Source organism: Paenibacillus hamazuiensis (genome assembly GCF_023276405.1).
Classification (GTDB): domain Bacteria; phylum Bacillota; class Bacilli; order Paenibacillales; family NBRC-103111; genus Paenibacillus_AF; species Paenibacillus_AF hamazuiensis.
In genome coordinates, this window is sequence record NZ_JALRMO010000001.1 from 7,717,704 (window position 1) to 7,743,934 (window position 26,231).

Below are 26,231 nucleotides of genomic sequence, written 5' to 3' on the forward strand. Positions count from 1 at the left end.
CAAGCGGGGACGTTCCGGGGTTGACGGCTTTTATTTGTTGTGCGTATAATTGCTATAGCAAACAAATGTGGAGGGTTCGCCTTGAAGCCGGAACTGCCTAGTCTTGACGATTCGTTCGGATTTTTGCTTAACCATACGGGGCGCAAAATCTCGCAGCTGCTGACGGCGCATTTCCAGCCTTACGATATTACGACCGAGCAATGGACCGTTCTCACCCGGCTTGCCGAGCAGGACGGCATCAGCCTGAAGGAGCTGGCCCGCCGTAGCGAGAAAGACCAGACCAATCTGACCCGGATCCTCGATCAGCTGGAGCGCAAGGAACTGGTTTTTCGCCGGGCGAATGCGGCCGATCGCCGCTCTCTCCTCGCGTACATTACGGATAAAGGCAGAGCACTCAACAGCGTATTGGTTCCTATCGAAAAAAAGGTTGTCGATATGATGCTGGAGGATTTGTCCGAGCAGGACATTGTCCGTTTTCGGGCGTTTCTTACCCACATTGCCAACAAAGCACAGAAACACATCCAGGACGTGGAGGGGAAACCGTGATAGACGATTCAAAATTATGGAACCGCCATTTTGTTGCTGTATGTCTCAGCAGCTTTTTTTTATTTATGACCTTTTATATTTTGGCGGTGACGCTGCCGGTGTTCGTGACGGATGCGCTGCATCAGGGGAAAAACCAGATCGGGCCCGTCATGACCGTATTTATCATTTCGACCGTTATTTTTCGGCCGCTGACCGGCAAATGGCTGGAGGAGGTAAACCGGAAAAAACTCGTGATGTTCGCGCTCGTGCTGTTTGCGGTATGCGCGGCGGGGTATTTGTTCGTTCACCAGTACGGGCTGCTGCTAGCGCTGCGGTTTATACACGGCATCGGCTTCGGCATCGCGACGACGGCAACCGGAGCGATCGCCGTCGACCTCGTGCCCGACCGCCGCAAAGGGGAAGGCATCGGTTATTTTAGTTTATTCATGAGCCTGGCCATGGTCATCGGGCCGTTTATCGGACTCACCGTGATTGCGCACTTTAGCTATACGGTATTATTCGTTCTTTGCTTCGCATTCACGGTGCTGTCGGTGCTGTTCGGAGCGATCGTGCGTATACCGGAGCGCGCCGTCCAGCCAAGCACACAGACGGTACAGGGCTGGAGAAAGCTGATCGAGCCGGGAGCGATCCCGATTTCGCTGACCGGAAGCATGCTGGCTTTCTCCTACGGCGCGATTACGACGTTCCTGTCGGTGTACGCAAACGATATCGGGCTAGGCCCCGTTTCCAGCTATTTCTTTATGGTGTTCGCCGCAATGATCGTGTTATCCCGCCCGTTCACGGGCAAGCTGTTCGACCGCTCGGGGGCCCACGTGCTCGTTTACCCGGGGCTGGTGCTGTTCACGGCCGGCATGCTGGCTTTAAGCGGCGCGCACAGCGCCTTTGTCTTTTTGGCCGCGGGGGCGGTGCTGGGGCTCGGCTACGGGGCGCTGCTTCCGAGCTACCAGACGCTCGCGGTGCAGGCCGCGCCGCCTCATCGCCGCGGGCTTGCGACCGCGACGTATTTCCTGCTGTTCGACGCCGGCTACGGCATCGGCTCTTCGGTGCTCGGCATCGTCGCTTCCCATACGAGCTACCGCGAGATGTACTTCATCGCCGGTCTCGTCGTCGTGCTGTCCACCGCGCTGTATTATACGCTGCATCACCGCCGCGAAGCAGTCTTAAACGCTCGGCCGCGGCCGGGGGAGTAATTTTTTGCCGGGAGCGGTTGATGGATCGGGCCGGGTGTGGTTAAGTAAGGGTATGTCGGCTCTATAGTTGAAAGGAGAGAGGCTTCCTATGAAATTGGCGTTCACCACCCTCGGCTGTCCGGATTGGAATCTGGACACGATCATTGCGAAAGCGAAGGAATTCGGGTATGACGGGATTGATTTCCGCGGCCTGCAGGGCGAGCTGGAACTGTACCGACTGCAGGAGTTTTCCGCAGAGGCGGAGAAGACGCGGGAGCGCATCGCTGCAGCAGGGCTGGAGGTTACCTGCTTCTCCAGCTCGGTCAAGCTGTTCGCCGGCCCGGACGAGCATGAGAAGCACCTTGAGGAAGTAAGGCAGTACGCCCGGCTGTGCGGCATTTTCGGCACCCGGTATATTCGCGTGTTCGGCGGCAAAATTGGAGATGCCGGCCGGGATGAGGCTATCGCTATCGTTACTAGGAACGCGCGGGAGCTGATTGCGGCAGTCCGGGAATCCGGCGGAGCCGATGTCACGCTGCTGCTGGAGACACACGACGATTGGACCGCGTCGGAGCACGTGAAGGCCGTGATGGAGAGCGTTAGCGACAGCGGGCTCGCCGTGCTGTGGGATACCCACCATCCGATCCGGACGCTCGGCGAGAACCCCGACACGACATGGCAATCGATCAGCCGGTGGGTCCAATACACCCACTGGAAAGACTCCTCCTTGAAGCCGGCCGAAGAAGGCGGCGGGTTCCGCTACCGCCCGATGGGCGAAGGGGATATCCCGCTGCGCGACATTTACCGGCTGCTGCTGGCTAGCGGTTATGACGGCTGGTTCACCTTCGAATGGGAGAAAAAATGGCATCCGTACATCGAAGACGCGGAAATCGCCTTTCCGCATTATGTCCGGTATATGCGCGAGCTGGAGCGGGGCGAATAACCCGAGCGGGGGCGAGCATCCGGGGGAGAAGGGGAGTCCGGCGATAATAAGATAAGAACCTCCGGTACCGGGCATATGCAGCCCAAATACCGGAGTTTTTTTTAACCCACTTATTCGACTTCGACCATCCAACCGAGCTGATCTTCCAGCTCGCCGCGCTGAATCCCGGTTAATGTCTCGTACAGTTTGGCCGACAACTCTCCGGTTGTTCCGCCGTTGATGACAAGCCGCTCGCCGCGCCAGTTCAGTTCTCCGATCGGGGAGATGACGGCGGCCGTTCCCGTTCCGAACGCTTCCTCCAGCGTGCCGCTGCGGTGCGCTTCGTACAACTCGTCGATGGAAATAAGCCGCTCCTCGGCAGGAATGTTCCACGAACGCAGCAGTTGCAAAATGGAGTCCCGTACAACGCCGTCCAGCAGGCTTCCGTTCAAAGCCGGTGTCAGCACTTTGCCGTCAACCTTGAAAAAGACGTTCATGCTTCCGACTTCCTCCACGTATTTCCGGTGCACGCCGTCCAGCCACAGCACCTGAGCAAAGCCGTGCTGTGCGGCATCGTCCTGAGCCTTTAACCCGGCCGCATAATTTCCCGCCGTTTTCGCCATGCCGATCCCGCCTTTGACAGCCCGAACGTATTCGGATTCGACATGGATTTTAACGGGATGAATGCCCTCCGCGTAATAGGGGCCGACCGGCGACAAAATGATGATAAATTGGTAGTGAGTGGACGAGGAGGCGCCCAGAGAAGGCTGCGTAGCGATGACGAAGGGACGAATATAAAGAGAGGTGCCCTCCTCGGAAGGGATCCAGTCCCGGTCGATTGAAATCAATTGCTTTAATGCCTGAAGCGCAAACTCTTCGTCGATCGCCGGGATGCTCAGGCGACCGTTCGACTGATTAAGCCGCCGGAAATTTTTTTGCGGCCGGAAAAGCAATACTCGCCCGTCGGCAGTACGGTAAGCCTTCAAACCTTCGAATACCGTCTGCCCATAGTGAAATACTTTGGCCGCCGGGTCCAGGGAAATAGGCTGATACGGTACGATCCGCGGACGATGCCAGCCGAGTTTCCCCTCGTAATCCATCATAAACATATGATCGGTGAAATAATTGCCGAACCCGAGCCGATCAGCGGCCGGTTTTTGCTTTTTTGCCGAGGTAAGCTCCGTTTCGATCACATAAGCCATCGCCATCATCCATCCTTCCGAAATAAAGCGTTATCAATTTGAATTGTATCACCCCTTTAGCTATATTAAAAATATCTATTTTGCACAATTATCATACCTATTAGGTATATTAATGGGGAGGAATCAGCGATGGATCTCCGGCAGCTGCGTTATTTTTTGACCGTTGCGAATGAAGGGCAAATCACTCGGGCAGCCAAAGCGTTAAACATCGAGCAGCCGCCGCTCAGCCGGCAGCTGAAGCAAATGGAGCAGGAGATGGACGTCGTATTATTCGACCGAAGCGGCCACAGGCTGAGGCTTACGCATGCGGGCGAGCTGCTGCGGGAAAAGGCGGAGGAGCTGCTCCGGCAGTTTCATGAGGCGATGCTGGAGGTAAAGGAGGTCGATCAGGGAGTGCGCGGGGTGCTGTCCATCGGCTCGGTGGTATCCTGCGTTTCGCTGCTTCCGCCCAAAATCGAGGAGTTTCGCAAGCAGTATCCCGGGGTGACGTTTAAAATCAGCGAAGGCGATCATTTTCTGTTAGGCGATCAGCTTGAAAAAAGGAACATCGAACTGGTTGTAGCCAGGCTTCCCTTCGAGGCGGCTTCCGAGTCGCGGCAATATTCGGTTGTTCCGCTGCCCTCCGACCCGTTTGTCGCCGTGCTCCCCGGCGGGTGGGAGCTCGCCTCGTCGCGGGAATCGATAAATATGATCGAGCTTGCCGATGTTCCTTTCCTGTCCTTAAAAACCGACGAAACGACCGGCATGCATAACCGGGTGATGGAGGAGTGCCGGCGGCACGGCTTCGAGCCGAAGGTGATCTGCGAATGCTCCAGCGTGGCGATCATCGTTGCGCTCGTAGCGGCGGGCATCGGGGCTACGGTGTTTCCCAAATCCGTCATGGCGTCTTTTCCTATGCCTGCTGCGAAAACGCTCCCTATCGCGGACGCCGATTTTCAATCCGAAGTCGGCCTGCTGTGGTTAAAGGATCGTTACCTCTCCAAAAGTGCCCGCCAGTTCATCGAACTTTTTCTGAAATGACCGGCTTATCTTGCTTTTTGTCTGATCGGAAAACGCCAGCTCTCCCTCGGCTCGTTCGAGTACGATTCTTTCCCGAAACCGTCGGTGATCGCTTTTACCGCCAGACCGATCAAAAACAGGACGATAAAAGAACCGGTATAACTCCATTGATTTAATTTGTAGATGCCAAGCGCGACGAAGATGGGTTCGGCAATATACGCGTTCACTAATGCAGCGAGCAAATCGGCGATCACAAACGTTTTCCAAGACATAAATTTTTGGTACATTATGGCGAAAATGCATGGGACGGCCAAGAAGTTCACCGCATTAAAGTTGGCAACAAACGGGACAAGCTGGTGCGGATAACTCCACAGCATGAAATATTTGCCGGTTTGGTCAAATACGCCGACGATAGCGTAGCCGAACAATAGCGCAAGTGTGATTTGCCGGGTTCTTCTCCGGTCAATAAACATAATAAACAAAACGAGAAAAAACGCATTTACAAAAACGATGACCCACCACGGAAAGGTGAACAAATCGTTTGTCAGCCACCAATTCCTTTCCATTTGATGTGCCGAACTCAGCATATTGTCTATTTGATTTTGCACGTTGTAAACACCTCCAGCATTTGTCGACTCTAGTATTATCCATTTACTGGAGGGCTATTCAAAATTCAGTGTAACCGGGCGGAGTAAAGGACGTTGCAGTTCCTTTCTCCGTTTTTCTTTGTCGTAAGGAATTTTTGCATGGGCGAATGAACGTTTCGCTTTGTTTCGCACCGATGAAAACATGACATGTCACGGTTGGTAATAATGACCGCTCCTTTTGCGAAATAGGAACGAGTACTCTGGATAAATACAGGCGATAAATTGGAAAATAGAATTCAGTTCGATACGTTTTGTATCAAACTCTGTTCGTTTTTTATAATTTGCAATAACCAATAGGAAGGGTGTGAGATATGGAGTAACGTTAAGGTGATGGGATTGGCCTTTATCACAAGAAAAACTTCCGCTGAATTCGCGGTCGCTCACCCTTGAAGGACTTCGCGAGAAGTTTTCTTACGGGTAATTTGAAAGAAAGGAAAGGTTGAAATGTAATGGAAATGACCATAACCAGATCTTTTGCCAGATCGCTGCTTCAAATATTTGCTTTGCTATTCGTAGCGTTATTACTTCAGTTCGGTCATTCGAATGTTTCCTATGCCGCAACGGGAACCATTAGCGGAACCGTAACGAGCGGCAGCGGAAATCCGGTGGTAGGCGCGAGGGTTAACGTTTCCGATGTATCCGGTACCGTGACGACGGATGCAAACGGAAAGTACACGATCAACGTTCCGGCAGGAACGTACCGGTATATAACCGTTAGCGCGAGCGGATATGCGAACTACTCTCAGTTTAACATCCAGGTGACCGAAGGGAATACGACGACGCTGGACTTCGGCTACGGAGCGATCAGCGGAAACGTAACGGATGAAACCGGCAATCCGCTCTCCGGCGCCAGCGTTTATACGTATAATGCCGGACAAACGACGAATGCCGGCGGCACGTACACACTGAATGTTCCGCCCGGTACGTACAGCGTATACGCGGATAAACACAGTGCCGGATATAATAAGAGCACCAAAGATAACGTTCAAGTGACGGCGGGGAATACGGTTACAGTCAATTTCGGCTATGGCGCGATAACCGGGACTGTTACGAACGCCAGCGGCAATCCGGTATCGGGCGCTTGTGTTGCTGCCGCCAATTCCGGTAATGTGACAACGGATGCGAGCGGAAAGTACACGTTGAAAGTTCCGGCAGGAACATACGCCTATGTGTGGGTACAGGCAACCGGATACGCTAACTACAGCCAAAATAATATCCAGGTGACAACAGGGAGTACGACAACGGTTAACTTCAGCTACGGAGCAATCGGCGGAACCGTTACGGACGCCGGCGGCAATCCGGTGTCCGGCTCTACGGTTTATACGAATATTTCCAATCGAACGACGGGTGCCGACGGAACCTACACCATGAACGTTCCGCCGGGAACGTACACCGTAAATCTCAGCGCCAAAACCGGATTTTCATCCCATTCGCAGGATAATGTCCAGGTGACGGCAGGGCAAAAGGCGACGGTCAATTTCAGCTTCGGCGGTGTTAGCGGAACCGTAACGGACGGAAGCGGCAATCCGGTATCGGGCGCTTCGGTTTATGTCTCTAACAGTAACGCCAATACCACGACGGATGCGAACGGAAAGTACATGCTGAACGTTAGAGCCGGAACGTACGATTATGCGCAAGTATACAAAAGCGGGTTCGCCAATTTCACGCAAAATGGCATCCAGGTGACTGAAGGTCAAACGATAACGATGAACTTCAGCTATGGCGCGATCCGTGGTACCGTAACGGACGCCGGCGGAAATCCGGTACCGGGCGGTTCGGTTTATACGAACACGATCGACCAAAAAACGGATGCGAACGGAGCCTACACATTGAACGTTGTGCCGGGGACGTATACCGTAAACGTTTCCAAAACAGGGTACTCTGCCTACGCACGTGCTAATATCCAAGTGACGGGGGGAAATACGACGACAGTCGATTTCGGCTACGGTGCGGTTAGCGGAACCGTGTCGGATGCAAGCGGTAATCCGGTGTCCGGCGCTTCGGTTTTCGCCTATAACACAAACGGTTCTGCGACTACGGATGCCAGCGGAAAATATACGCTGAATGTTCCGCAGGGCAACTACAACTATGTTCAAGCACAAGCAACCGGTTACCCTGCTTTCTTTCAAAATAACATCGAAGTGACGTCGGGGAAAACGACGACGGTGAACTTCTCCTACGGAGCGGTCAGCGGCGTCGTTAACGATGCGAACGGCAATCCGGTTTCGGGAGCAACGGTTTATGCGAACAATGTCTCAGGTTCGGCGACAACGGATGCCAGCGGAAAGTATACGCTGAATTTTGCGCCGGGCACATACACCTTAACTGTCATCAAAACCGGGTATCCTACTGAAAGCAAAACGAATATTGAGGTATTGCCGGGTCAAACGACGACGGTCAACTTCGGCAACTTCAGCTCCGGAGTCATCAGCGGAACCGTAACGGATGCGAGCGGCAATCCGATTTCCGGTGCCACGGTTTATGCATCCAACGTCTCCGGCTCTGCGACTACGGATGCCAGCGGAAAGTATACGCTGAATGTTCCTGCACGTACGTACTCCTATGTGCAGGTAAGCGCGAACGGATTCGCTCCATACACGCAAAATAACATCGAAGTGACAGCGGGAAATACGACGACGCTGAACTTCAGCTACGGAGCGATCAGCGGGACTGTAAAGGATGCGAACGGCAATCCGGTATCCGGCGCAACGGTATCCAACGGTGCGATCAATCAAACGTCGAATGACGGCGGGGTCTACACGCTGAACGTTCCTCCGGGCACATACACCGTCACCGTCTATAAAACCGGATATCCTACCGAGAGCAAGACGAATGTTCAGGTAATGTCGGGCCAAACGACGACGGTCAACTTCGGCAACGTCAGCGCCGGATCGATCAGCGGCACCGTAACGGATGCGAGCGGCCATCCGGTGTCCGGCGCTTCGGTTTCTGTCAGCGGCAGCGGCGGTTCGGCAAATACGGATGCGAGCGGAAAGTATACGCTGAATGTTCCGGTTGGAACGTACATCGTCACCGTTTCCAAAACGGGGTACGCACCCTACGTCAAGAATAACATTCTGGTAACGGTAGGAAGTACCACGACGGTTGATTTCGGCTACGGTGCGATCAGCGGAACCGTAACGGACGAGAACAGCCAACCGGTGCCCAGCGCTTCGGTTTCCGCGGGCGTCATCAGTCAATCGACGAATGACGGCGGAAGCTACACGCTGAACGTTCCTCCGGGCACGTACACCGTCACCGCCTCCAAATCCGGGTATCCGACCGAGAGCAAGACGAATGTTCAAGTAACCGCAGGTCAAACAACGACGGTCAATTTCGGAGTGGCACGTTCAACACCTCCGTCAGCGGCCAACATCACGGTCGTCAACAATCCTGCCGGAACGCCGGATACCGTTACGGTAAAAGGGCTTACTGCAGGCGACGTGATCAAAGTCTACAATCAGCAAACGAGCGGAAATCTGCTCGCGACATCGAATCCGGTCATCAGCGGCCAATCGTCGGTGACGGCATCGGTATATCAATTGGGTACTTCAGCGGGTTATGTCTATGTATCCGTAACGAGCACCGGCAAATCGGAGAGTACCCGCACGGAAGCGCCATACAGCGCCGAACCGGCGGATACGGTCGGGCCCGTTACGAAATACCGTCTGGATCCCATTTACGCGGAAACAAGTACCGGAAAACGGTATGTTAAAGGATTTACGGTGACGCTTAAAGCGACAGACAATCAATCGGGAGTGAAAGACACCAAGTATCGCATCAATGGCGGGGCTTGGACGGTTTATACCGCACCGTTTGAAATTTACGCGGAAACTACGCATACGGTCGACTACTTCAGTACGGACCGTGCAGGCAATACCGAAAGCCCGACTAACAAAATGGATTTTGATAAAGGCACCTTCACGGGAGCAGGTTCGTTCTAACCATGAAGTTATTGACGAAAGGAGATGGCAGGTATGAAACTGGCAGGGAAAAAGCAATATGCAGCGCCGGCAGTCACCAATCATGAGCTCATCGTCTTCGAGACCGCTTTAAGCTCGAGCTGCCCGAGCGGTCATCATTGGGAGTTTCGGCTCTCCCCTTCAGGGTTCTGGCAAAGAGTGTGCGTCCCGGATTAATATAGGCGTAAAAAATATTATGCAGCAGTAACCGGCAAAAGCCGCTCAGCGAAGCAAGCAACATGCTTGGCTGGGCGGTTTTTTGCCGCTCAGGGGTTGACAGTATTTTCCTGTACATGGTAATCTGCTTGAAAATGGAGCCGATCCGCTGACGGCTGCCGAATATGCGCGCGAAAAAGGCCGTAGTGAGATTGCGGATATGATCGAAGCCGCCATCCGAAAAGAAAAGGAGTGACAGGTGTGAAGCTGCCCGTTATCGATACAGACCTCGCCAAACGGTTGGAACGGTCCGAACTCGAATATATCACTTCGCGAATTAGCTCGATCGGCGAGCGGTCGGGTAATCCGGAGGGCGTCGAGATCCGGAAATTCGGCGGGGCCACGGCTTTTTACACGAAAACGATGCCTTGGCGGTCGTTTAACGGCGTCGTCGGGCTTACGCCTGACGATATCGATCAGATCGGCGGCATCGCGGAGTTTTACCGGGAGCGGCAGCGGTCTTTCGAAATTGCCGTAAATCCGTGCTCGGCAAGCCCGGAGCTGCTTAAAGCACTCGCCGCCTGCGGTTTGTACCAGAAGGCTTTTCACTCGGTGCTGTATGGACCTCCCAGTCGGGATATGTCTCCGCTTCCGGAGCATGTGCGCATCGACGAAGTTACGGATGAGCGGGAATTCGGGCAATATGCGGAAATACATTGTGTCGGCTTCGGCATGTCCGCCGATCACAAGCATCACTTTGTGAACAACAACATAGGGCTGCTTCACCGCCCCGGGTGGAAATTCTTTTTAGCCCGCATTCAGGAAACGCCGGCTGCGGTAGGCGTCATGCTTATTAGCGGCGGCATAGCGTCTTTTACTTTGGCGGCGACGGCTCCCGAGTTCAGACGGAGAGGTTTGCATACCGCGCTGCTGCACCGCCGCATGCATGAAGCCCACCTGGCGGGCTGCGAGCTTGTCACGGCACAAGCCGGCTTCGGAAGCACCAGCCAGAACAATATGGAACGGACCGGCATGCAGATGGCCTGGACGCGCGCTGTGTGGGAGCCGCTGTAAACTTAAGGAGAGGGGGACTGTCTGCATGTCCAAACCATATGCCGAAGATTCGAATCCAAGGGACGGACAGGAAAACGATGCCCACCCGGAGCAGGAACTCCGACGGCTGCGGGAAGATTTAAAGCGGCGGGCGGAATCGCTCGTTGCCATTCCCGAAGGATACGAGCTCATTATTGACGATTACGGGGATAACCCGCAATACGGCGGCAAAGCCATGTTCGTCTGGTCCGAACAGGGGACTGATAACGGCATTTCCGTGGAACTCAATGAAAAAGGCGAGCTGATCGATTTTTCGATCGATAAGGACGAAACGATCGGGAATGAAGCGGAAGCGGCCGCTGAGGAATTAAGGGACTACGCGGAGAAATTCGTTTTGAACCACTATCCTAAAGCGCTCGAGCAATTCGTTCCCATCCGGGAAATACGGACGAAGCGGGGCATCTCCTACGAATACGGACAAGAAGCGATGGGCCTGCCTCTGCCGTTTTCCGGGTTTAGAATTCAAATCGACCGGAGCGGCGCAGTCATAGGGTTTCATTATTGGGGTAAGCAAAAAAGTCCGGCAGCGCCGAAGAAGATGGTTTCCAAGGAGAAGCTCCTGGAACGGATTGCCGAAACCGTCGGTTTCAAGCTGCAGATGAGCCACGTTTACGAATCCGTTCACGAAACGCCGAAGGACGACATTCGGCTCGTCTACCAGCCCCACCCTTATCTGACGCGTTTCGATGCGGACGAACAACAAGCAGAACCGGTCCGCCAAGACACGGAAATGTACGAAGAAGAATGCTGGGTGCCCGTGCCGGCGCAGTCGTCCGGAGAAAGCCGCGAGTCGGACAAGCCGCCCGCAATTCATGAGCTGATCGGGTTCGATCCGGAAGAGTATGAAATCATTCGCGAGGCGGATATGGGCGAAAAACACGGAATCGTCTGGCGCAGACTCGGCTGGACACCGCCTGGGGAAAGCGACCTTTCCGTGGATTCGTTTTTTCTGAATCGTAACGAAGCCACGATCAAAGCGATGGTTGATCCGGAAAGTGGAAAGCTCATTTCTTTCATGCGGTTCGAGGAATCGTCGGGCGATTTGAGTTTGTCGCGGGGCGAGTGTCTGGAAATCGCCATGCGTCTGCTGACTCGCGCGTATCCGGGCATCGAGCCTTTCGTGCAGCTGAAACAAGGGGATGAGCAGGATCCCGGTAAGGAACGGTTTGTATTTCGAGTTCATAAGAATGGAGTTATTCTGGGGACGGAGGAAATTTATATCGTCGTCAACAAAACGACTGGCCAGATCGATCTTTTGACGGGCCTTTCCGTCACACCCGAACGATTGGCCGACTTCGATGCGGTTCCGAAGATCGATGCCGATAAGGCGCGCAGGCTGTTTTTGGACGGAATCGACCTTCGGCTCAAGTGGGACACCGATTATTCCGACAAAACGAAAAAACGGCGTTACCGGTTATGGTACCACATCGTGCACAAGGAGTCGGGGCGGGAGGTTCGCATGGTTGACGCCCAAACCGGCGAGTTGATTTGCGGGCGGGAGCTCCGATAATCCGGTTAAGACCCGGCGGTACGGGGGAACCCGAGGGGAACCGCGATGCACTTGAATAAACCTCCTTGAATACGATATACTACTACAAACCCCCCCAAAAAGTGGAGTGAAGCTTATTCCAATTACTTTTGGGGGAGCCCCCAGTTAAAAACAAATCACCGACATTATGCCGATGAAGAGAATCCAACTCGGAGGCGTTTTCGTCAAGGGAGCCCAGCTCCCCTAAGTTAACCGGCCCGCCCGTTACCGCGGAATCAAAGTGGATCGACAGCGCGAGCTGTCCGGTCAATTTGGGTGGCACCGCGAGTCAAGCGCTCCTCGTCCCATACGGATGAGGGCGCTTTTTGCATTTTTCGCGGAAAGGGAGCGGTGAACATGTTGGATATCAAATGGGTCAGGCAGCACAAAGAAACGATTCGAACGGTCGCTGAGCAAAAAGGAATCGAGGTGTCCATTGCGGAACTCCTCGAATGGGACGACCGGCGGCGGCATTTGCTGCAGGAGACGGAACATCTTCGACGGCGGCGCAATGAGCTGTCCCAGCGCATCGGCACGCTGGCGGCAAACGGCGGCAAGGATGAAGCGGAGCGGCTGAAGAACGGCGTAAAGGAGATCAACGCGCAGCTGTCCGTTCTGGAAAGCGGGCTTGCCGAGGCGGAGAAGATGACGGCGCAGCTGGCGATGCTGGTGCCGAATATCGTTTCGCCGGATACGCCATCTGGGCTATCGGACAAGGATAACGTGGAAATTCGCAGGTGGGGGGAGCCGCCTGCTTTCGATTTCGAGCCTAAGGATCATGTGGCGCTCGGAGAACTTCACGGTATCATCGATATTCCCCGGGGCGTAAAAACGGCGGGAACCCGCAGCTATTTCCTGAAGGGGGCGGGAGCGCTTCTCCACCGCGCCGTACAGCAGCTGGCGCTCGATCTGCTCGCAGGGCGGGGGTTCACGCTGCTTGAGGTGCCGCTCACAGTGCGCGCCGAGGCGCTTGCGAACACCGGATTTTTCCCGCTTGGCGAAGACCAGACGTACCGTATGGCCGGCGAAAACAAATGGCTCGTCGGCACGTCGGAGGTGCCGCTTGTCGACTATTACAGCGGCGAAATTGTCGACGTTTCGGAGCCGATCCGGGTTATGGCGGCGTCGGCATGCTTCCGCAGCGAAGTAGGCTCGGCCGGACGCGACGTGCATGGACTGTACCGCGTCCACCAGTTCGCCAAGGTCGAGCAGGTCGTCATCTGCGAGAACCGGCCGGAAACGGCGGAGCGGCTGCTGCGGGAAATTACGCAAAACGCCGAGGATCTTTTGCGGCTGCTGGAGCTGCCGTACCGCGTGATGTCCGTATGCGTCGGCGATATGTCGCAAAAAACATACAAGCAATACGACATCGAAACATGGATGCCGAGCCGCGGAGCTTACGGCGAAACCCATTCGTCGTCGAGCCTGCTCGACTTCCAGGCCCGCCGCTCGAACATCCGGTTTCGCGGCGAGGACGGCAAGCTGCATTACTGTTATACGCTGAACAATACGGCGGTCGCTACTCCCCGTATTTTGATCCCGCTGCTCGAGATGCATCAGGAGCCGGACGGCGCTATCCGAATTCCGCCGGCTTTGCGGAAATATATGAACGGAGTAGAACGCCTCGCACTTCCCGTCGTATGATAATGATGGATAAGTATGTTATGGTAAATATGTGTATATACTTTGTGGCGTTGGACCGCAATGGAACGAGGGCGGTTATCCTTTGAAAAACTGACGAAACTTTCGGAAAGGAGGCCTCCGGGTTGGAAGCGCATGAGGAGCAGGTGCCGATTACGGACACGGTGCTGGATGAAATCGAGGATGATGACGAAGAGGACCGCTGGCAGCCGGCAAGCAAAAGGCTCCGCCGCAAAGACCGCATGCATGCATGGCGGCGGGGGCGAAGAAGCCTCGGATTATAGCGCCGCAGGCGGGAATGGAAAAGGGAAGGACAACGGGATGAAGTCCCGGTGTCCTTCTTTTTGTCGGTAAAAATATCGGAACATGCCAATCCGGTTTCGTAACCGGGGTTTATTCTCAGCGGTGGCAGAAAAATTGCCGCACTTGTCTCAGGTCGAGGCCGAAGTAAGCCCAGCGGCCGAACGGTCCGAAGCCGATCCAGCGATACCCGGCGAGCGAGCGGCGGCCGACGAAGGTCAGGAACGTCCAATATGCAGTTCCGTTGGTTTGCCAAATGTAAACGAACCGGAACAAGCAGCGGGAGATGCTGCCCGGATCTACGGCGAACGCTTGCTGAGCCGGCATGGTCGGTGTGAATGCCGGAGGCGGCGATGATGGCGCTCCCGGAACCGGATCCCCTCCGGGGCCGCCGTCGCCACCCGAAGGGTACCCGCCCGGGAAGCCGCCGCCGGGGAACGCGCCGGTGCCGGGGAAGCCGCCGCCAGGGAACGTGCCGGTGCCGGGGAAGCCGCCGCCAGGGAACGTGCCGGTGCCGGGGAAGCCGCCGCCGGGGAACGTGCCGGTGCCGGGGAAGCCGCCGCCGGGGAACGTGCCGGTGCCGGGGAAGCCGCCGTCGGGGAACGTGCCGGTACCGGGGAAGCCGCCGCCGGGGAACGTGCCGGTGCCGGGGAAGCCGCCGCCGGGGAACGTGCCGGCACCGGGGAAGCCGCCGCCGGGGAATGTGCCGGTGCCGGGGAAACCGCCGCCGGGGAATGTACCGGTGCCAGGGAAGCCGCCGCCGGGGAAGGTCCCGGTGCCGGGAAACCCGGGAGTACCCGGGGTAAACGTACGCGGATCAATAGGGTAATAATACATAAACGTTCATCTCCTTTGTGCGTTTGCCTATCTACCCCTACTTTATGCATGGGCGAATTGGGCGGTCTGGGCAACCGCCCAGATAGACTCATATCATTTCGGGCGGGCTGTCCCGGGCTTGCAACGAAGTATCATTTGTGCAAGAAAGTCCACATGTTTTTTGAGGCTGTCTTCAAAAAAGTCCGATTGCCGCTTGGCAGCCCTTGAACTATATTGGGGGCAAGACAAACGAAGCATCATCATCGGGGAGGGGCTTTGGCCGCATGGATTGGATCCAGTTTCAGCAGCCGGGACCGGCGTTTCGCATTCATCCGTTCTGGTTTTGGAACGGCGAGATGTCGGACGATCAGATCGAAAGGCAAATCGCCGAAATGGCGGATAAAGGCGTGGGCGGATTTTTTGTATGCGCCCGGCAGGGCTTGACCCTGCCTTACTTGTCTCAGGCATGGTTCGCCAAAGTTCGCACCGCTGTAGAGAGCGCCAAAAAACACGGCATGCATGTCTGGCTTTACGACGAGTATCCGTATCCGAGCGGCATCGCCGGCGGAGAGGTTACTTTAGAGCATCCCGAGGCGAAGCATTATACGCTGGTACACGAAGCCCGGCGCGTCAGCGGGGGCCAAACGGTTACGCTGGAGCTGCCCTGGGCGCGCATTTTATACGCAAAGGCGGTACCGCTTTCAAAGGATTCGGGAGAGAAGCAGTGGGAGCGGGCCGTCGATGTTCGGGCGGAGATCGGCAACTATCAGGCCGAGCCGGTTTTTCAGAAGGCGGGGCTTACCGCATATAACCGGAAGCGGTTTTTCACATATCGGACGATTTACAAGCTGATTTGGGACGTGCCGCCGGGCGAATGGGAGATCGTCGTTTTTCTCGAAAAAGAGCTCGACGATTTCAAATATTACGGCACCTTCGTCGATCCGTGCAACCGGAAGGCGATGGAGACGTTCATCCGCAAGACGCACGACAAATATGCCGAACATTTGAGCGATTATTTCGGCACGACGATCAAAGGGATGTTCACCGACGAAATCGGGCTGCTTGGCCGCATCCCGTGGTCGCCGCAGCTGCCGGACTATTTTAAACGGCGCAGCGGATACGATCTGCGGGAGAACCTGCATGCGCTGTATTACGCGGATCATCCGGAAGGGGCCAAGGTCCGTTACGATTATTACCAGGCGGTGCATCTGCTGCTGCGGGACACCTACCACAAGCAGGTGCACGACTGGTGCGAGCGGCACGGGCTGCAGTATGTCGCGGAGGTCCCGGCCGTACGGATGACGACGCAGCTGTACAGCCACGTGCCTGGCGGCGATTCGGCGCACGAGAAGCTGGGCCGTTCGCTGGACTGGATTTTGGAGAAGTACGCCGGCTATCTGCGCGCGAACCCGAAAATGGTCAGCTCGCTGGCCCGCCAGCTCGGCCGGGAACGCAATCTGATCGAATGCTTCCACAGCGTCGGCTGGTCGATGACGCTGCAGGACGCGAAGTGGATGATCGACCGGATGGCTGCGCTCGGCACCAATTTTTACAACTTTCATGCGTTTTTCTATACCCTCGGCGGGATGACGAAACACGACGCGCCGCCGTCGCAGTTTTTGCAAAACCCGTACTGGCCGCATTTCCGCAAGCTTGGCGATTACACCGGAAGGATCAGCTATATCATGAGCGCGGGCAAAGCCGATATCCGCATCGCTTTGCTCGATCCGACGACGACGTTTTGGACGCATCTGGGCAACCCGTTCCACAGCTTTCATTACGGCGGTGCATCGGCGGAGGAAAAGGAACGGCTCGCAAGATTGCAGCGGGATTGGGAAGCGACGGGCGTCCATCTGCTGAAAAACCGGCTCGATTACGATCATCTCGATCCGGAGCTATTGGCAGGTGCCGATGTATCGCAAGGTTCGATCAGGCTGGGTGCAGCGGAATACGATGTGCTCGTCATTCCTCCTGTGACAAATCTGGAGGCTGCCGCCTGGGAGAAGATCCGCGCCTTCGCGGAGCAGGGCGGGCGCGTCATAGTGCTCGGGCTGCTGCCGCACGAGGCGATTGAGCCGGGCAGCCCGCAGGAGGTAGAGGCGAGCGCCTTCTTCGGAGCGGACGCAGCTCATCGTGACGCCTACTGGGGCGAAACGGCGGGGTGTCTGTGCGCAGATCGAACGGCAGCGGGGGCTGTGGAGGAAAAGGTCCGGAATCACGGCGGACAGAAGGAGTTTCGGAGCGCAGTCATCGACACTCATGCGGCCGGTGAAGCTGCCGGAATGATCGGAGAAAGCGAGCCATCCCGGCGGGGCGAAGCCGCTGAGGCTGAGGCGGCAGCAGCGGCTGAGGCGGCCTGGACGCGCGGCGAGCTGCAGGCGTATTTCATCCCGTGCCGCGGAAGCGCCGGATACGGCCATGTGCTGGATGCGCTGCTGCAGCTGCTCGGGGAGTTGGCTCCGGCTGCGGTGCACCTGGATGTGCAAGGCGGTCGGCAGTCCGTGCTCATGCAGACGCGCCGGCTCGCGGAAGACCATTATGCCGCTTTCATCAGCCATCAAGAGGATGGCATGCTTGCGGCGGAGCTGCAGGTCGATGCGACGCGTCTATGCGGGAACGGCGGGTGCGGGCTTCGTTTCGCAAGGCTCGACCTGGAAACGGGAAAATCCGTTCCGCTTGCTGCAGTGAACGAAGGCGGCGTCTGGAAGCTGCCGTTATCGTTCGAGCCGTACGAGTCCCATTTGATCGGGTGGTCGGCGGAGGAATGCAGGGCGGAGGCATCTTCGGCCGTTTTCCCGGACACGGCTGAGGAGAAGGCCGTCTGGGATATTCCGAAGGACGGCAAATGGCACGTTCAGGCGCAGTCCGACAACGCGATCCGCTTCGATACGTTCCGGCTTTCACTGGACGCGGAGGAGGCCGGGGCGGAAGGCCCGGGCCATCCGGTCAAGGTGAAAACGCTGATCGACCAATGCGAGGATTTGGCAAAACAGCGCCGGTTTCCGCTGGCGTTCAGCCAAACGTTCGGCACGCCGATGAAGCTGAGCCTGGCTTACCCGCTTATCTGTACGTACCGGACCGAATTTATGATCGAAGAAGTGCCGGCATTTTGCCGCTTGTTCATGGACGAAGCGGCGATATCCGGAACGTGGACGCTTACGCTGAACGGCCATCCGCTGACGCGGGAACATTTTGCCCGCCATGAAGTATATGACTACACCAATATAGCGTGCGACGTTACGCGGCTGCTGCGGACCGGGATGAACGAGTTGGCCGTTCGCCTGCAGGCGGAGCACGACTGGGACGGCGTGACCGATGCGCTTTATTTGGCCGGACCGTTCGGCGTGGAATTCGGCCGCCAAGGTTTGCCGATTATGAAGCAGCCGCCCCTGTCCGTACAGGAGCTGCCGCAAGCCGTTTGCCCGGGATACCCGTATTACGCGGGGACTTTGGTCTATGGGCGGATCGTCAGCCTGGATGAGCTACCTGCGGCGGAACAATTCGAGCTGCGGATCGGCGGCTGGAATGTGCACGATACGGTGGAGGTTAAAGTGAACGGACAAAGCCTCGGCGTTCGGCCTTGGTCGCCTTATCGCTGGCAGGGAGCGGCTTCGCTGCTGAAGCATGGCGAGAACCTCGTTGAGGTGCTGGTGGCAGGCTCGCTTGCCGGACTTTTGGAAGGCACCTATTTTGACGATGCCGGGCATGTGCTGAGGCCGGTCCATGAGCGTCATGCGGGACCGCCGGCCGCCGGAAGCTTTTTGTAATAGAGAAAGGAGGTCTTGCGATGGCTCGAACATCCGAAATGGCGTTATCCAAGGCGAAGGCACGTCCCCGTGCGAAATCCCGCCTATGGTTCGATCTCAAACGCGACAAATATTTATATATTTTGGCTTTTCCCGGGCTGCTGTTTTTCCTCGTATTCAAATATGTGCCGATGGCCGAAGTGATCATCGCCTTCCAAAACTATTCGCCTTTCATGGGCATTTGGAAAAGCCCCTGGGTCGGCCTGCAGCATTTCGAGCGCTTTTTCGCGAACCCGGATTTCATGCTGCTGTTCCGCAATACGATGGCGATCAATTTGCTGAATTTGGCGCTGTTTTTCCCGCTGCCGATCATCGTTTCGCTCATGCTGAACGAGCTGCGAAGCGTCATTTACAAGCGGATCGTGCAGTCGATCGTCTATATGCCGCACTTTTTATCGTGGGTTATCATCGCCGGACTGACGTTCCTGCTTTTTGCGAAGGGGCAGGGCGTCGTCAATAAAATTTTGGAGGCGATGGGCATGGAACGGATCGGGTTTCTGACAAGCCCGAACCTGTTCTGGATCATGGTGACGGCCCAGTCGGTATGGAAAGAGGCGGGCTGGGGTACGATCATCTTCCTCGCCGCTATCGCCGGAGTCGATCCGCAAATATACGAAGCGGCGCGGATGGACGGCGCCGGCCGCTTCCGCCAAATGTGGCACGTGACGCTTCCGGCGATCCGCAGCGTGATCGTCATTCTGCTTATTCTGCGGCTCGGCCATATTATGGACGTCGGCTTCGAGCAAATTTTCCTGATGTACAACGGGGCGGTGTCCAAGGTCGCCGAAGTGTTCGACACCTACGTATACCGGGTCGGCATTCAGCAGGCGCAGTTCAGCTACAGCACGGCGGTCGGCCTGTTCAAATCGGTAGTGGGCCTCGCTCTGGTGCTGATCGCCAACAAAGTTGCGAAAAAGTTCGGCGAGGAAGGCGTGTTTTAGAAGAAGGATTATCACGCCTGATGATACCGAACGCTTACGAAGTGAGCTTTCCATACGGAAAGCTCAGCAAACGCTTACGAAGTCAGCTTTCCTCACGGAAAGCTTTCAGGAGGGAACCCCATGAGACTAAGCATCGGCGATCGCGTGTTTACGAGCGTCAACGGACTGCTGCTCGGCATCATCGCTCTCGTCACGTTTTTTCCGCTCTATTACGTGTTTGTCGTCTCGTTTACCGATCCGACCGAATATTTGCAAAAAAAATTCGTGCTGTTTCCGCAGAGCTGGTCGCTGGATTCGTACCAATACATGCTGTCCTCGAAGGCGTTTCTCCGCTCGCTCGGCAACAGCGGCTTTCTCGCTACGGTCGGAACGGCGTGCAGCCTCGTCGTGACGGCGGCGCTCGCCTACTCGCTGTCGCGCAAGCGGCTGCGCGGGCGGCGGGTGTTCATGCTCGGGATTTTGCTGACAATTTTGTTCAGCCCCGGCATCATTCCGCATTATATGGTCGTCCGCCAGCTTGGCATGATCAACAGCATCTGGTCGCTGATCATTCCGGCGCTCGCAAGCGGCTGGAACGTGATTTTGATGAAAAGCTTTTTCGACAGCATCCCGGCGGAGCTCGAGGAGTCGGCGCAAATCGACGGCTGCAACGATATGGGCATCTGGGTGCGGATTATTTTGCCGCTGTCGCTTCCGTCTCTTGCCGCTTTCGGATTGTTTTATGCGGTCGGATATTGGAACCAGTACTTCTCCGCTCTGTTATACTTGAACGATTCCAGCAAGTGGCCGATCCAGGTGCTGCTGCAAAACATGCTGCTCAGCGCCAACAACAGCGATCTGGCTGTGTCCACGACCGCTTCGGTGGCGCCTCCGTCCGAGACGCTGCAAATGGCCGCCGTCATCATCGCCACGCTGCCGATTCTTGCCGTTTACCCATTTCTGCAAAAGCATTTTGCCAAAGGGGCTATGGTCGGCTCGGTCAAAGGATAGGCGCGGGCAAACCGGAGGAACGGCGCATGGGCATGAGCCCGCAAGCCGCAGGGGATTTCCCTTGCGGCTGGATGTTTTTTTGTAAAGGACTTCCTCCTTCATTCGTTGAATATCTTAGGAACTAAGCCAAGCGACAGGTGGGGGAATATGCGTATGTCCAAATCGATCACGAACTGGTTCAAGCCGGCTAAAGAAGAACGGGGCTACAAACGCAGCTTTTACCGCAAAAGCTTGCTCATCATCGCGCTGATCGCCTGCATTCCAGGACTCATAACCGGCATCGGCATCTATTGGACGGCCACGGGCAAGATCGAAAACGAGCTGCAGCGGCTTCATCAAAGCCAGATCAAGCAGCGGGCGGAAAATATCGACGACCAGCTCGCTTTTTTGGAGATGACCTTTTCCCACTGGACGTTCGATCCGAAATTCGACACCAAGCTGAAGGATATCGATTTTACGTATAAATACGATCAGGTGCAGGAGCTGTACCGCACGATGATCATCATCGAAGGCTCCCATCCGCTTATTGAGAAAGTGGAGCTTTACCTGAACAAACCCCGTTATTTGACTATGAATAAGGAAAAATACCGCTTTCTCGCCGACCCGACGGAAATTGATGCTTACAACTCGCTGATCAAGGAAGGCAAAACGATTTTTTGGACCGACCGTCTGCATGGGATTACGGGTACAGGTGGCGAAGAGTCTCTGACGCTGGTGACGAAGCTGCCGGGCGGCAGCATGGAACCGTTCGGCGTGCTCATCGCAGGGCTGGACCAAGCGAAGCTGAGCAAGCTGCTGCGCACGCTTACGCCGTATAACGAGGGTTCCACGCTTTTGATGTCGGAAGACGGCGGCTGGGTGATCTCGGGAGGCGGCAAGCTGAGCGAGCTCGATCAAGCGATCCAGGCGGAATTTATGAAGCGGGAAGGAAAAGACGATTCGTTCCTATTCAAGTACAAAAATACGACCTACTCGGTATCGTCCGGCGCGTTTACACGGCTTGGCAACAAATGGATCTACTTGTCCGCAGCGCCGGTGACGGCGATTACTTCCCCGGTGATTTTTATCTCCAAGGTGATCGTGTTTATCAGTCTGGGCGGTCTGGTGCTGGCGCTGCTCTTCTCCTGGCTCGCCTCGCGGCGGCTGTATACGCCGGTCGAACGTCTCGTGAGCACGCTGACCGGCGGCTCGAAGGAAGCGTTCCGCTTCGACAATAAGGACGAATTCGACCTGATCGAGAAGCACTGGAACGAGCTGAACCGGGAAAGCGAATCGCTGCGCGGCAAGCTGGAGCAGCAGATGCCGCTCGTGCGGGAAGGATTTATGCTCCAACTGGTGCAGGGGTATTTGTTCTCGTATTCCGAATACGATATCCGCGAGCGGCTAAGGCATTACGGCCGCGACGCCGAAGGCAAATCGTTTGCCGCGATCATGGTGCAGCTCGGGGGGCTTTCCAATTTGGAGGGGCGGTTTTCCTCGGGAGACGAAGAGCTGATCTCCTTTGCGGCGGCCAACATCATTGAGGAGATGACGGCCAGCCGCCAGGCCGACGCGGAGGTCGTCAACTTCCACGACATGTGCATCGGCGTGCTCGTCATGGTGCCGTCGGATGCGTCCGAGAAGCTCCTGAAGGAGGAGCTGCACCGGTTTTGCGAGGAATTGCTGCAGGCGATCGGCAAAATTTTGAAGCTGCCGGTGACGGTATCGATCAGCAGCATCTCGCCTCAGGCGAAGCAAATCCCGTATATGTTCGACGAGGCGCGCCAGGCGCTGAGCTACCGGGCTTTGCCGGAGGACAGCCAGATCATCGATCTGGAGAGGCTGAACAAGACCGATTCGCAGCGCAAGTTCTCCTACCCTTTTGCTCTGGAAAAGGAAATCATCCATTCCATCCGGATGGGCTCCGAGGACGAGGCGGACGGGCTGATCGAGCAGTTTCTGAAGGAGCTGTCGCAGATCGGCTCCACCGAGCTGACCGCCCGGCAAGGCATGCTCCAGCTGCTAGGCAGTGTGCTTAACGCGATGGTGCATTCCGGGATGAATCCGGTGCAAATGTTCGAAGGCGCCAATCTGTTCGACGAGCTTAGCGCGCAAAAAGGGCCGGCCGACATGCTGAGGTGGTTCCGGCAGCGCATCGTGCGCACGTTCGTGCAGGAGCTGATCAGCAAGCAGGATTTCCATTTGAAGCAGATGGTCGAGCAGGTCATTTTGTACCTGTACGAAAAATATATGACCGACCTGTCGCTCGATTCGTGCGCCGAACATTACGGCACAAGCCCTTACACATTAAGCCGGGCGTTCAAGCAAATTACCGGCATCAACTTCATCGACTACTTGACCAACATTCGCCTCGGCAAAGCGAAGCAGCTGCTCCGCGACAGCGAGCTGAAAATAACCGAAGTCGCCGGGCAGGTCGGCTATCAGCAGAGCTATTTCAACCGCATCTTCAAAAAGTATGAGGGCGTGACGCCGAGCCAGTATCGGGAAATGGTTCGCGAGGGGTAGTAGGGAGGAGTTGCAAAGAGAAGGGAGGGGGACCGGCGATAGGCTCCCCCAATGTTGTCGGGTTAGCGGTTGTGCCGCTCTCTCTCGAAGGCGCCGGGCACGGCGGCAACACACGTCATTCGTCTGCCTTCGCTTCATGTCTCGTCGGGGCGGTTATCCTTTTTTCACAACGGGAACCCAAACCTCGCACCGGTAATCGGCCGAGGTCGTATCCCCGTCCGGATATCGTTCGAACTCCGGTTTGCCGGCATGCTCGAAGCCCGTCGACGGAAACCATTCCTGGAAAACACGCTGAAATACGTTCCGGACCGCATCGGGCATCGGGCCGACCGCTGTGAAGACAGCCCAGGTTGACGCCGGAATTTCGCGCAATTCGAGGCCGGAGGCGTCCGCATCCGGACGGGATTCCGCTCCGATCATATAAGTGTAGTCTTCCTTATCCGGCCGCATATCGAGGCAGATGCCGAGCACATGGCCGTCCCGGCTCAGCGAAGCGAGGCGGCCCGTCGTTCCGTTTATGTTGCATTCCTGCCAAAAACGCGGGACTTGCTGTCCCGGTTCCTCGCAGTTTTCCAACGATACCCGGATCGTCTTGCCGACGACGGTGAACGCTTCTTTTTCCACAATACGATAGTCCATTTCCTTGTCTCCCTTCAACGATAAATGAAAGGAAATGCGAGGGCAGGCTTTCAGCGGAACGTCCGGGTCCCTCGCCTCCGACGGGGAAATACCATGCAGTCGACGGAACGCCTTGGCGAACGATTCCGGGGAGTCGTAGCCGTACTTCAGCGCGACATCGACCACTTTGGCCGACGAGACGGCGAGCTCCTGGGCGGCCAGCGTCAACCGACGCCTGCGCATGTACTCGGCGACCGTCATGCCGGTCAGGATATTGAACATGCGCTGGAAGTGAAACGGGGAGGAGCAGGCGGCTCTCGCAATCTCCTCGATTCCAATCGACTCCTCCATATGGCGTTCCATCAAGTCGAGGGCGTCGTTCATCCGTGTCAACCACTCCACTTGCAACCACTCCTTTCAGTTTTTATCCTATCACAGCATACTTGCCCCGTCCTGTCAATTCGTGCTCTCTGCGGACAGGTGCCCGGAAGGCCCCGGCACTCGATAGCATTCCCCGAGCGCCTTAAGGGCTTTGCGGAGCAAAGCCGGCTTCGGAAGCCTGGGGTCCCCCCGCCGGGGGGACTTAGGGGGAGCACACTTTTCTACTGGTCCTGCAATAAAGTCCACACCGCGAAAACCGGTATTTGCAAGAAAGTCTCATTGCCTGAAGGCAGCCTTTCCTTTACCTTGAAACTAACACCGGGGCGCCATTTGACCGTATCCACGTGAACGGAAGGCTGCCGGCTATTCGAAACAGGTTTATAAGGGAGGAGTCACGAATGAAAGTGAAAAAGAAAGCGCTCGCGTCTCTGGCATCGGTTCTCGCATTGTCAGGCATTCTGGCGGCATGCGGAGGCAGCGGCGGTAAAAATGAAAGCGCGACCAACACGGCAGGAGGCAAGGCCGAGGAGCCGCTGCAGGTCAGCATTATGACGATTCTGCTGAACCCGACCCCTCCGGCGGACGACAACGTGCTGAAGCGGGCGATCGAGAAAGCGACCAATTCCAAAATGACGATCCAGTGGGTTTCCTCGAACACGTACACGGACAAGCTGAACGTTACATTAGCTTCGGGGGACATTCCGGATCTGACTTACATCGACAATCCGTTTTCGCCGGTGTTTCGCTCCATGGTGCAGCAGGGCGCTTTTTGGGACGTGACGAATTACATCAAGGACTATCCGAACTTGACTTCGAAAATATCGCAAACCGCCTGGGACCTGACGAAAATGGAGGACGGGAAAAATTATTCGATCCCGCGTCCGCGTCCGGCGGAGGCCGATTCCTTCTTTATTGTCCGGAAAGATTGGCTCGATGTGCTCGGCATGAAGGTGCCGACGACAACCGACGAGCTGTACGCGATGATGAAGGCGTTCACGGAAAGCGATCCGGACAAAAACGGGAAGAAGGATACCATCGGCTTCTCGGCCAACGTGAACCCGACCGACATGGGTTCGCTCGGCCAAATCGAAAACGCATTTACCGGCGTCAACGGAAACTGGAAGCTGGTTGACGGCAAAATGGTATACGCCGCATTCCTGCCGGAAGAACGCAAGGCGCTGGAGTTTTTACAGAAGGCCGTCCAGGAAAAGCTTATTCCGGAAGACTTCGCTTCCATGAAGGGCACGCAGGTGAAGGACCTGTTCAAGGCCGGCAAAGCAGGCATGCTTACGGACAAAGCGGGTACGATGAACGATTACTTCATGGAAATGAAGAAAATTATGCCTAACTTCAAGGAAACCGATTTTTACCCGATTACTTCGATCAACAACTACAACCCGAAAGGCCCCGGCTTTGCCGGCGTGCTGGCGATTCCGAAAAAGGTGCCGGAAGCGAAGATGAAGCGGATCCTCAAGCTGATCGACACCTGGATGAACGACGATGTTTTTGCCATCCAGACTTACGGCTTTGAAGGAACACACCATACGGTCAAGGATGGGGTCAAGGTCGTCGATACGAAAAAGCTGAACGAAGACGGCGGCCCGGACTTCAACCAGATCGTGTATGTGGCCGATCCTTATGCAAGCTCGACGAAGGTATTTTTCCCGAAAGAAGCGAACGACCTGTATAAAAAAATCCAGGACGAGCGCGCGAAAAACAGCGTGGCGGATATCAGCATCGGCCTGTACTCGCCGACCGCCCAGCAGTTCCTGCCGGAATTCCAAAAAAATCTGCAGGACTTGAAGACGAAAATTTTGCTCGGCTCGGCTCCGCTGTCCGCATGGGACGACTACATCAACAAGATGAAAAACGATCCGAACGTGGTTAAAATGAGCCAGGAAATTACCGACGCTTACAAAAAGCGGACCGGTAAGTGAGGAGAAACTTAAGGTGCAGCATCCCCGGCCGGAAGGCGGGAGGGTGCTGCCC

The 26,231-nt window shown here is 56.0% G+C and carries 19 protein-coding genes; 15 read left to right on the forward strand and 4 right to left on the reverse strand.

All coding sequences use genetic code 11. The features are described 5' to 3' along the window. Positions 1–81 precede the first annotated feature (81 nt). The 3 genes from MYS68_RS34115 (at position 82) to MYS68_RS34125 (ending at position 2,658) form a co-directional block, all read left to right on the forward strand. Entirely contained in the window at positions 82–546 is a 465-nt protein-coding gene (locus MYS68_RS34115) for a MarR family winged helix-turn-helix transcriptional regulator (RefSeq protein ID WP_248929999.1), read from the forward strand. Then, the gene (locus MYS68_RS34120) at positions 546–1,736 is read left to right on the forward strand and encodes an MFS transporter (protein WP_248931104.1); all 1,191 of its coding nucleotides are present in this window, start codon (positions 546–548) and stop codon (positions 1,734–1,736) included. The genes MYS68_RS34115 and MYS68_RS34120 overlap by 1 nt, the downstream gene beginning before the upstream one ends. Positions 1,737–1,824: 88 nt before the next feature. Continuing rightward, the gene (locus MYS68_RS34125; protein ID WP_248930000.1) at positions 1,825–2,658 is read left to right on the forward strand and encodes a sugar phosphate isomerase/epimerase family protein; all 834 of its coding nucleotides are present in this window, start codon (positions 1,825–1,827) and stop codon (positions 2,656–2,658) included. A 110-nt stretch (positions 2,659–2,768) separates the two neighbouring features. Here the strand turns inward: MYS68_RS34125 and MYS68_RS34130 are convergent, their stop codons facing one another. Then, positions 2,769–3,839, reverse strand: a complete 1,071-nt coding sequence (locus tag MYS68_RS34130) for a branched-chain amino acid aminotransferase (protein ID WP_248930001.1) — start codon at positions 3,837–3,839, stop codon at positions 2,769–2,771. 129 nt (positions 3,840–3,968) lie between these two features. Here MYS68_RS34130 and MYS68_RS34135 point away from each other — a divergent pair, with 129 nt between their 5' ends. Continuing rightward, complete coding sequence (locus MYS68_RS34135; RefSeq protein WP_248930002.1) at positions 3,969–4,859, forward strand: LysR family transcriptional regulator; 891 nt, start codon at positions 3,969–3,971, stop codon at positions 4,857–4,859. Positions 4,860–4,864: 5 nt separating this feature from the next. Here MYS68_RS34135 and MYS68_RS34140 read toward each other — a convergent pair whose 3' ends face one another. After that, on the reverse strand, positions 4,865–5,446 hold the full coding sequence (locus MYS68_RS34140; protein WP_248930003.1) for a CBO0543 family protein: 582 nt from the start codon (positions 5,444–5,446) through the stop codon (positions 4,865–4,867). A 488-nt stretch (positions 5,447–5,934) separates the two neighbouring features. On the opposite strand from MYS68_RS34140, the gene MYS68_RS34145 reads away from it, so the two are divergent. From MYS68_RS34145 to MYS68_RS34170, 6 genes are all read left to right on the forward strand, one after another. Further along, positions 5,935–9,429, forward strand: coding sequence for a beta strand repeat-containing protein (locus tag MYS68_RS34145; RefSeq protein ID WP_248930004.1), 3,495 nt, complete (start codon positions 5,935–5,937; stop codon positions 9,427–9,429). 33 nt (positions 9,430–9,462) lie between these two features. Further along, the gene (locus MYS68_RS34150; RefSeq protein ID WP_248930005.1) at positions 9,463–9,624 is read left to right on the forward strand and encodes a hypothetical protein; all 162 of its coding nucleotides are present in this window, start codon (positions 9,463–9,465) and stop codon (positions 9,622–9,624) included. Between the two features lie 240 nt (positions 9,625–9,864). Next, positions 9,865–10,677, forward strand: coding sequence for a GNAT family N-acetyltransferase (locus MYS68_RS34155; protein WP_248930006.1), 813 nt, complete (start codon positions 9,865–9,867; stop codon positions 10,675–10,677). A gap of 25 nt (positions 10,678–10,702) precedes the next feature. Next, the gene (locus tag MYS68_RS34160) at positions 10,703–12,226 is read left to right on the forward strand and encodes a YcdB/YcdC domain-containing protein (protein ID WP_248930007.1); all 1,524 of its coding nucleotides are present in this window, start codon (positions 10,703–10,705) and stop codon (positions 12,224–12,226) included. Between the two features lie 375 nt (positions 12,227–12,601). Next, positions 12,602–13,888: a serine--tRNA ligase gene (gene serS, locus MYS68_RS34165; RefSeq protein ID WP_248930008.1), complete on the forward strand. Its 1,287-nt coding sequence runs from the start codon at positions 12,602–12,604 to the stop codon at positions 13,886–13,888. 122 nt (positions 13,889–14,010) lie between these two features. Beyond that, positions 14,011–14,169: a hypothetical protein gene (locus MYS68_RS34170; protein WP_248930009.1), complete on the forward strand. Its 159-nt coding sequence runs from the start codon at positions 14,011–14,013 to the stop codon at positions 14,167–14,169. A gap of 115 nt (positions 14,170–14,284) precedes the next feature. Here MYS68_RS34170 and MYS68_RS34175 read toward each other — a convergent pair whose 3' ends face one another. Beyond that, positions 14,285–15,022 (reverse strand): hypothetical protein, encoded by a 738-nt coding sequence (locus MYS68_RS34175; RefSeq protein WP_248930010.1) that lies wholly within the window; start codon positions 15,020–15,022, stop codon positions 14,285–14,287. Between the two features lie 263 nt (positions 15,023–15,285). On the opposite strand from MYS68_RS34175, the gene MYS68_RS34180 reads away from it, so the two are divergent. The 4 genes from MYS68_RS34180 (at position 15,286) to MYS68_RS34195 (ending at position 23,243) form a co-directional block, all read left to right on the forward strand. Beyond that, entirely contained in the window at positions 15,286–18,768 is a 3,483-nt protein-coding gene (locus tag MYS68_RS34180) for a glycosyl hydrolase (RefSeq protein WP_248930011.1), read from the forward strand. 20 nt (positions 18,769–18,788) lie between these two features. Continuing rightward, positions 18,789–19,748, forward strand: a complete 960-nt coding sequence (locus MYS68_RS34185; protein WP_420852183.1) for an ABC transporter permease — start codon at positions 18,789–18,791, stop codon at positions 19,746–19,748. 120 nt (positions 19,749–19,868) lie between these two features. Continuing rightward, positions 19,869–20,738, forward strand: coding sequence for a carbohydrate ABC transporter permease (locus MYS68_RS34190; protein ID WP_248930012.1), 870 nt, complete (start codon positions 19,869–19,871; stop codon positions 20,736–20,738). A gap of 153 nt (positions 20,739–20,891) precedes the next feature. After that, positions 20,892–23,243, forward strand: a complete 2,352-nt coding sequence (locus MYS68_RS34195; RefSeq protein ID WP_248930013.1) for a helix-turn-helix domain-containing protein — start codon at positions 20,892–20,894, stop codon at positions 23,241–23,243. Between the two features lie 153 nt (positions 23,244–23,396). Here the strand turns inward: MYS68_RS34195 and MYS68_RS34200 are convergent, their stop codons facing one another. After that, positions 23,397–24,263, reverse strand: coding sequence for an AraC family transcriptional regulator (locus MYS68_RS34200; RefSeq protein WP_248930014.1), 867 nt, complete (start codon positions 24,261–24,263; stop codon positions 23,397–23,399). Positions 24,264–24,640: 377 nt separating this feature from the next. Between MYS68_RS34200 and MYS68_RS34205 the strand changes: the two genes are divergently transcribed. Then, positions 24,641–26,179, forward strand: a complete 1,539-nt coding sequence (locus MYS68_RS34205) for an extracellular solute-binding protein (protein ID WP_248930015.1) — start codon at positions 24,641–24,643, stop codon at positions 26,177–26,179. The last annotated feature ends 52 nt before the right edge of the window (positions 26,180–26,231 follow it).

Bases quoted from the DNA above. Each gene is read 5' to 3' on its own strand.
- MYS68_RS34125 (WP_248930000.1), top strand. From the start codon at position 1,825: ATGAAATTGGCGTTCACCACCCTCGGCTGTCCGGATTGGAATCTGGAC.
- MYS68_RS34130 (WP_248930001.1), bottom strand. From the start codon at position 3,839: ATGGCTTATGTGATCGAAACGGAGCTTACCTCGGCAAAAAAGCAAAAA.
- MYS68_RS34135 (WP_248930002.1), top strand. From the start codon at position 3,969: ATGGATCTCCGGCAGCTGCGTTATTTTTTGACCGTTGCGAATGAAGGG.
- MYS68_RS34145 (WP_248930004.1), top strand. From the start codon at position 5,935: ATGGAAATGACCATAACCAGATCTTTTGCCAGATCGCTGCTTCAAATA.
- MYS68_RS34150 (WP_248930005.1), top strand. From the start codon at position 9,463: ATGAAACTGGCAGGGAAAAAGCAATATGCAGCGCCGGCAGTCACCAAT.
- MYS68_RS34160 (WP_248930007.1), top strand. From the start codon at position 10,703: ATGTCCAAACCATATGCCGAAGATTCGAATCCAAGGGACGGACAGGAA.
- serS (WP_248930008.1), top strand. From the start codon at position 12,602: ATGTTGGATATCAAATGGGTCAGGCAGCACAAAGAAACGATTCGAACG.
- MYS68_RS34175 (WP_248930010.1), bottom strand. From the start codon at position 15,022: ATGTATTATTACCCTATTGATCCGCGTACGTTTACCCCGGGTACTCCC.
- MYS68_RS34180 (WP_248930011.1), top strand. From the start codon at position 15,286: ATGGATTGGATCCAGTTTCAGCAGCCGGGACCGGCGTTTCGCATTCAT.
- MYS68_RS34185 (WP_420852183.1), top strand. From the start codon at position 18,789: ATGGCTCGAACATCCGAAATGGCGTTATCCAAGGCGAAGGCACGTCCC.
- MYS68_RS34190 (WP_248930012.1), top strand. From the start codon at position 19,869: ATGAGACTAAGCATCGGCGATCGCGTGTTTACGAGCGTCAACGGACTG.
- MYS68_RS34195 (WP_248930013.1), top strand. From the start codon at position 20,892: ATGTCCAAATCGATCACGAACTGGTTCAAGCCGGCTAAAGAAGAACGG.
- MYS68_RS34205 (WP_248930015.1), top strand. From the start codon at position 24,641: ATGAAAGTGAAAAAGAAAGCGCTCGCGTCTCTGGCATCGGTTCTCGCA.